This window comes from Bradyrhizobium sp. (genome assembly GCF_035570375.1).
Classification (GTDB): Bacteria; Pseudomonadota; Alphaproteobacteria; order Rhizobiales; family Xanthobacteraceae; genus Bradyrhizobium.
Genome location: NZ_DATMLW010000272.1, coordinates 1 through 6,075 on the forward strand (window position 1 = coordinate 1; position 6,075 = coordinate 6,075).

Here is a 6,075-nt window from a genome sequence, read left to right on the forward strand (position 1 = left end):
CCTCACCGCGAATTCTGACGGCGACGTTGTGCACTGGCTAACAAATGACACGCGCGATGAGCGCTTCATTGACAATATTTTCGCAGAACTGTGTGTCCGGCTCCAGCGAGCGGGCATTCCCATCACGCGGGCGACGCTTCAATTTCGGATCAACCATCCGCAATGGCTTGGCGCCCGGATCATGTGGGCCGACGGAATGCGCGAAGCCGAGATTGCGAGAGTCGACTACGATGTCACGAAGCGATCCGAATACATCGGCAGTCCCGCCAACGAAACCCATGACGGCGCCATCGAGGTACGCGAGAATCTCGAACGCGATCCATCGCTTGGCCGCAAGCACGCCCTCTATGACGAGATGCGGGCGAAAGGTCTGACCGACTATGTGGCATGGCCGCTGTACCATACGCTCGGCAAGCGGCATATCGTGACCTTTGCAACCAACCGGCCCAAAGGTTTCGACGACGCGCATATCTCCGGCCTGTTGAAACTGTTGCCAGCTTTGGCGCTGGTGAGCGAAATCCGTATCAAGAATCGGCTGGCGCGAACGCTACTCGAAACCTATGTCGGCTCGCATGCCAGCGAGCTTATCCTGGCCGGCGCGATAAGGCGCGGAAGTGGGATGACGGTACGCGCCGCTATCATGATCTGCGATTTGCGGGATTTCACCCGAATCTCCGATAACTGGCCGCGCGATTTTGTCATTGATCTTCTGAACAGCTACTTCGACGCGATGTCGGAGCCGATCGCGCGACATGGCGGGGAAATACTGAAATTCATCGGCGACGGTCTGCTCGCCATTTTTCCGCTCGACCGGCCGTCGGCCTGCGCAAATTTGCTGCATGCCGTGACCGAAGCCCGCCAGGCCATGGTTGCCCTGAACCAAAGGAACGGCGAAACCGGTCGTGTGCCGCTGAATTACGGTATCGGCGTCCACGTTGGAGACGTCATGTACGGAAATATCGGGTCGCGAACCCGGCTTGACTTCACCGTCATCGGTCCCGCGGTTAACATGGCTTCGCGTCTCGAAACCCTGACCAAACAATTGGGTAGAAAGGTGCTTCTGTCCCGCGCATTCGCCGACTTCGTCCAAAGCGATTTCGCTCTCGAACACGTCGGCGAATATCCGGTGCGAGGCTTCAGCGACCCGATCGAGCTGTTCGCCTATCACGGCTGAACGCACGGCTATCGCCAGCTCCGCACGCCGTCCGACCTGGGACGAGACGTCGCAAACGCTGCTGAGCATTCCCCGGCTTTCGGTGGCCCTGTCTCCGTACCCAAAAATCCCGTTCACACTCGCGCGCGTACGGTCAGCAAGAGCAAAAATAAGGCGCGCGCGCTTTGGTATCTCGCGCGGGCACGCGATATTTCCCGTCCTGTCATAATTACCTTTCCGGAACGGTCACGCACGCACCATTCCCAAAGCCTGCGCTTCGGGCTGATCGCTACCTCAAAAGGTGCCTGTGCTTCCATCAGAAACGGCGGGCCCGGAAATATGGATACCTTTGAGGGCATGGCAACGGCCCGAATTCAGGCCGCAGCCGGCGGCTTGGGAACAGGCGCATGCGAGCTTGAGCCCCAAAGCAAAGGTCGAGAACGGCCTTGGCTTGCAGCGCCCAAATGGAGGTTTCCTCCATCGCGAGATCACTAGCCTGCATTGACGCTAAGGTCGCTGCGACGTCGCGCCCGGGTGCCCGGCTCGTCGACCCAGGCGTCCCGTGCGAACCAGCCGTGATTGGCGCGGCAGATCGGACAATGGGTGTGCCCGAAAAAAACCGGGCTGCGCTGAAAGCTCTCGCGATCGGCCTTGATGCCGGTGGGGATCGCGCGCCCGGTTTGCGGGCATTTGATCATGACCATACCCATGTGGGGCTCTCTTGGATTTGTCTTGTTGGTTATCGAAGCAAGAACCCGGCCGGCTGGATCGCGCGCCTTGTCGGTGTGCGGTGCTTGGGGCAATGCTGGGCCACACGCGGAGCTTGATCCAACCGGCCGAATTCCTTCCTGAAGGAATCCTCAACCTGAATTCAGTGTCGCTTTCTCAGCCTGCTTTTTGGAAAACCTTGACAGTGCGCTTCCTGATCGGCTCGGCCGTTTCCGTGGCGAGTTTCTGGGCAAGCTCCCACAGGTCCTTGGTCTGGGCGGATGCGGTATCAAAGGTCTTGTGCGCTTGCGTAGCCGACAGGGTGAGGACGTCCGTCATCGACTTGCTGCGCATGAAACGGGCGAAGAAATCAATTGCCAGGACGGTATTGGCGTTCGAGAAATCGATAAGCTTGAGCCCATAGTTGGTCGCGCTTTTGGCGCTATCCGAATATGTTTCGCGCAGCGCTTCCGCGATCTCCTCCGAAGTGGTCTTGAGCTTGTCGCAGCCTTCCTGCGCGCGGGCAACGCCCTGCTCGGCAAGCTCGGCGAAAACGCCGGGCAGCGCGATCTTCGGGAATCCGAACAGAGGCATTCCGAAAGCTTTCGTTCCGTTCCATTCCGCTTTCACTTCACTTTCATTCACGGCACTATCCTCACTTTTCAGGCGACATCGTTTCCCGGATGCTTGTTTGCGTCATGAAAATTCGTGGAGGCGGACGGTATCTCGCTTCCATGTTCGAGCTATTTCGATGAGCCTTCAGTCCAACCCCGGTACCACTATGTCTCACGACAGCGATGCTGTCCGTTCGCTTTGCGACTCTCGCTTTGAATCTTTTTTGAGATTTTCAATACACAGAATCGTCATGTTACGAGAATGAGCGAGACGGCAGACGAACCGCCGCAGATCGGCGTTGACGCAAGGCTTCTGCGCTCCATCATTTTGGTGCAACGCCGTGCGTGAGCTCGCATTACACTTAGCCAGGCGGCCGCGCGGAAATGATCTCGCACGGCATCGCCCGGTTCAGCTAACGAGAGGCCTCATCGGGCACGGGCAGAACGCTGGGGCGGGCCGGATGCGTCGAGAAGATCTCCTCGACCTCGTGACGCATGGTGCGGTAGCACTCGCAGGCTGCCGCCGCGAGCTGAGAGCGGTCAATTTCGATCTGACCTCGTCGAACCGATCTGATCGCTCCGGACGCGCGCAGATCACGTGTCAGAAGTGTCACCGTTGTTCGTCGCACGCCAAGCATTTGCGATAGCGCCTCCTGGGTGAGCGGAAGGACGTCGTCGTCGACATGATCTCGCAGATAAAGCAGCCAGCGCGCCATGCGGGCTCTGACCGGGTGCAGCGCATTGCAGGCCGCGCCGAGCTGAAACTGCATGAGCATCGCCCTGACGTGAATCTGGACGGCGTGCCGGATCGGGGGGCTCCGGTTGAAGGCAACGTGAAATCGGTATGCGGGGATCCGCGACGCGGTGCCCGCCGCACGAACGATAGCGGTAGCCGCCGAAGGTGACGGCCCCAACACGGCAAGAATGCCCACTGCCCCCTCGTGCCCGACTGCGGCAGTCGAAACCGTCTGTCCGCCGGCCATATCGATCATGAGCGAGATGGCGCCACTATGAGGGAAGAAGACATGCTCAATCCGGTCACCCGCGTGCGACAGCACCGTTTCCGGATCGATCGCGACCGTCTCCAGGTCAGGCGCCAGCAGCGCAATGTCCTCTGGCGGCAATCCTGCCAGAAGGCGGTTACCAACTCCGCCGCGACAGGTCATTCCGGGTAATCCGACGGTGACTCATCCCACCGCTTCGCCAATCCAGGCGGCGCGGAACGGCGACAACAACAGATGTTAATATCCTGTCTCCCAATTATGCAGAGATCCAACCAGCCTCCAACGCAACGCCAAAGTGCTCACAAAATCGTAGAGAGCGTCCCGCCCGCATCAGTTTCGACATTCGGGGCACGGAACGGCTGTTATTGACAGCGCAGCGTGGTGGGGCTTCGGCATGCCTGATCTAGTGTGCGAAGCCATGTATTTGAAGCTCTAATTGTCTGCCAGAATCACAATCGTTCGGTATCATGAAACCTCATCGGAGCGCGTGGCCGGCATAGACCGCACTTGCGGCCGACCCGCACCTTAATGCAGACCGCAAGCGTCTCTGATGGCTTTGCGCGGGTTGTGCCGTGGAAGCTGGCATTGGACACGCAAAACAGAATGCAGTCGCCACATCGCGGATGGCTGCGATCGCGACGGTCAGTTTCTCCGTTTGATTTCGCAAGCCAGATAGTCCACCAGCGCGCGGACTTTTGCCGACGGGCGCGGACCGCCGGGAAAAATCGCGTGCACTTCCACCGGTTGCAGCTTGTAGCGCCGCAGTATCGGCACCAGCAAACCTGCCTCCACTTCAGCCCCGCACATGACGGTCGATGCCATGGCGATGCCAAGTCCGGCCAGCACGCTTGCAAAAGCCCCGGGACCTGAATCGGTGTGGATCTGGCCGCGGACATCGACCGAGATTTGCGTACCTTCATCGGTGAACGACCAGCTCTCGCGTCCGTAATTGCCCGGGCCGAAGATGCAGTCGTGGGAGGCGAGATCGGCCGGAGTTTTCGGCGTGCCTCGCGCCTTGAGGTAAGCCGGAGACGCCACCAGCATTCGCTCGAGCGTGTCGAGCTTGCGTGCGCCAAATGCCGAATCGGTGAGTTCGCCCAGGCGAATGGCGACGTCCGCGCCTTCCGCGATGAGATCCTGCCGCGCATCCGTAACCGCCATTTCAACACGCAACATGGGATGTGCGGCTAGAAACTTTGGCAGCCTCGGAATGATCTCGCGCATTCCGTAGATGACCGGCAACGCCAGACGCAGCGTGCCGCGCAACGAATCGACGCCGCGCGCGGCATTCTCGGCGTCCTCGATTTCGGCCAGGATTTCGCGCGCGCGGTCGAGAAACAATTCACCGGCGTCCGTCATCGTGATGCGGCGGGTGGTGCGCAGGAGCAGCTTGACGCCGAGCCGCGCTTCAAGCTCTCCGATAATGCGCGATACCGACGGCTGCGACAGCCCGAGTTCGCGCCCGGCACGCGAGAAGCTCCCGCTTTCCGCAGCCCGGACGAAAACCGACAATTCCTGAAGCCGATCGCTCATTTGAAATGCGAATAAATGTTGTTCGAGACTGCCGTATACCCCTTTTGAGGCAAATGAACCAGAGTTGGGTCAAGCCAATCAAACGAAGGAGACAGAAATGGCCCTGCAAGACCGCCTCGATGCATTCAAAGCCGATTTCGAAGCCGGCCGGCTTGCCCGCAAGCCGACCGCGGAGGTTATCGAAAAGATGCGTCGCGCTACCGCCGAGCTCATCAACGGCGCTCAGGCGCAGGGTGCGAAAAAAGCCGGCGATAAAGCGCCGTCATTCACGCTGAGGGATCCCGACGGCAATCCGGTGTCATCGCGCGACCTGCTCGCAAAAGGACCGCTCGTTGTCTCGTTCTATCGCGGCGTCTGGTGCCCGTACTGCAATCTCGAACTGCAAGCATTGCAGTCGGTCCTTCCGGAGATCGTGGGGCGCGGCGCGAGCCTGGTTGCGATTTCGCCGCAAACGGCGCCCAACAGCCGCAAATCACAGCGCGACAACAAGCTTGAATTTCCGATCCTGAGCGACGTAAGGAGCGAAGTGGCAGACGCCTTCGGCATCCGCTTCGCGCTGCCGGATTACCTGGTCGAGGTCTATAAGGGGTTCGGGAACGACCTGTCCGTCGTTAACGACGATCCGTCCTGGGTATTGCCGATGCCGGCACGCTATGTGATCGGCACCGACGGCATCATCGCCTATGCGGAAGTCAACCCCGACTACACCAAGCGTCCGGATCCGTCCGAATTGTTGCCCGTTCTCGATCGCCTGAACGCGAGCCGGGCGGCCTGAGCGCCGCTACAGCATGTTAGGTTGAGCTGAAGCGGCATCGAAGGTGTCACCTCTCCCCTCGCGGGAGAGGCATAGGCCGCCTGAGGCGGCCGTCCTTTAAGGGACGCCGAAGCAAAGCTTCGGCTACGTCGCATCGAAGATGTGATCCGGGTGAGCGACTGTGTTGGCTGTCAAGCGGGTTGCCATGGCGTTTTGGTCCTGAGCATGGCGTTGAGGATTGTGAGCAGCTTGCGAGCGACGGCGATCAAGGCGACCAGCTTGGGCTTTCCGGCAGCCACCAGTCGATCG

The 6,075-nt window shown here is 59.9% G+C and carries 6 protein-coding genes and 1 pseudogene; 2 read left to right on the forward strand and 5 right to left on the reverse strand.

Annotation, left to right across the window (positions count from 1 at the left end; genetic code table 11):
* Positions 1-1,174: adenylate/guanylate cyclase domain-containing protein (locus VNX23_RS30240; protein WP_325635428.1), on the forward strand; the 1,174-nt coding region annotated here is incomplete at its 5' end.
* 470 nt (positions 1,175-1,644) lie between these two features.
* Here the strand turns inward: VNX23_RS30240 and VNX23_RS30245 are convergent.
* The 4 genes from VNX23_RS30245 to VNX23_RS30260 form a co-directional block, all read right to left on the reverse strand.
* On the reverse strand, positions 1,645-1,863 hold the full coding sequence (locus VNX23_RS30245; protein WP_325635430.1) for a hypothetical protein: 219 nt from the start codon (positions 1,861-1,863) through the stop codon (positions 1,645-1,647).
* Positions 1,864-2,038: 175 nt separating this feature from the next.
* Positions 2,039-2,506, reverse strand: a complete 468-nt coding sequence (locus VNX23_RS30250; RefSeq protein ID WP_325635432.1) for a phasin family protein — start codon at positions 2,504-2,506, stop codon at positions 2,039-2,041.
* 382 nt (positions 2,507-2,888) lie between these two features.
* The gene (locus VNX23_RS30255; protein WP_325635434.1) at positions 2,889-3,641 is read right to left on the reverse strand and encodes a Crp/Fnr family transcriptional regulator; all 753 of its coding nucleotides are present in this window, start codon (positions 3,639-3,641) and stop codon (positions 2,889-2,891) included.
* A 480-nt stretch (positions 3,642-4,121) separates the two neighbouring features.
* Entirely contained in the window at positions 4,122-5,012 is an 891-nt protein-coding gene (locus VNX23_RS30260; protein ID WP_325635436.1) for a LysR family transcriptional regulator, read from the reverse strand.
* 97 nt (positions 5,013-5,109) lie between these two features.
* Here VNX23_RS30260 and VNX23_RS30265 point away from each other — a divergent pair, with 97 nt between their 5' ends.
* Positions 5,110-5,787: a peroxiredoxin-like family protein gene (locus VNX23_RS30265; protein ID WP_325635438.1), complete on the forward strand. Its 678-nt coding sequence runs from the start codon at positions 5,110-5,112 to the stop codon at positions 5,785-5,787.
* Between the two features lie 170 nt (positions 5,788-5,957).
* On the opposite strand, the pseudogene VNX23_RS30270 reads toward VNX23_RS30265, so the two are convergent.
* Positions 5,958-6,075 (reverse strand): annotated as a pseudogene (locus VNX23_RS30270) (IS110 family transposase); the annotation flags it as partial.

What these genes read in the sequence shown, in the direction of transcription:
- VNX23_RS30265 (WP_325635438.1), top strand. Translation starts at nt 5,110, where the DNA reads ATGGCCCTGCAAGACCGCCTCGATGCATTCAAAGCCGATTTCGAAGCC.
- VNX23_RS30260 (WP_325635436.1), bottom strand. Translation starts at nt 5,012, where the DNA reads ATGAGCGATCGGCTTCAGGAATTGTCGGTTTTCGTCCGGGCTGCGGAA.
- VNX23_RS30245 (WP_325635430.1), bottom strand. Translation starts at nt 1,863, where the DNA reads ATGGGTATGGTCATGATCAAATGCCCGCAAACCGGGCGCGCGATCCCC.
- VNX23_RS30255 (WP_325635434.1), bottom strand. Translation starts at nt 3,641, where the DNA reads ATGACCTGTCGCGGCGGAGTTGGTAACCGCCTTCTGGCAGGATTGCCG.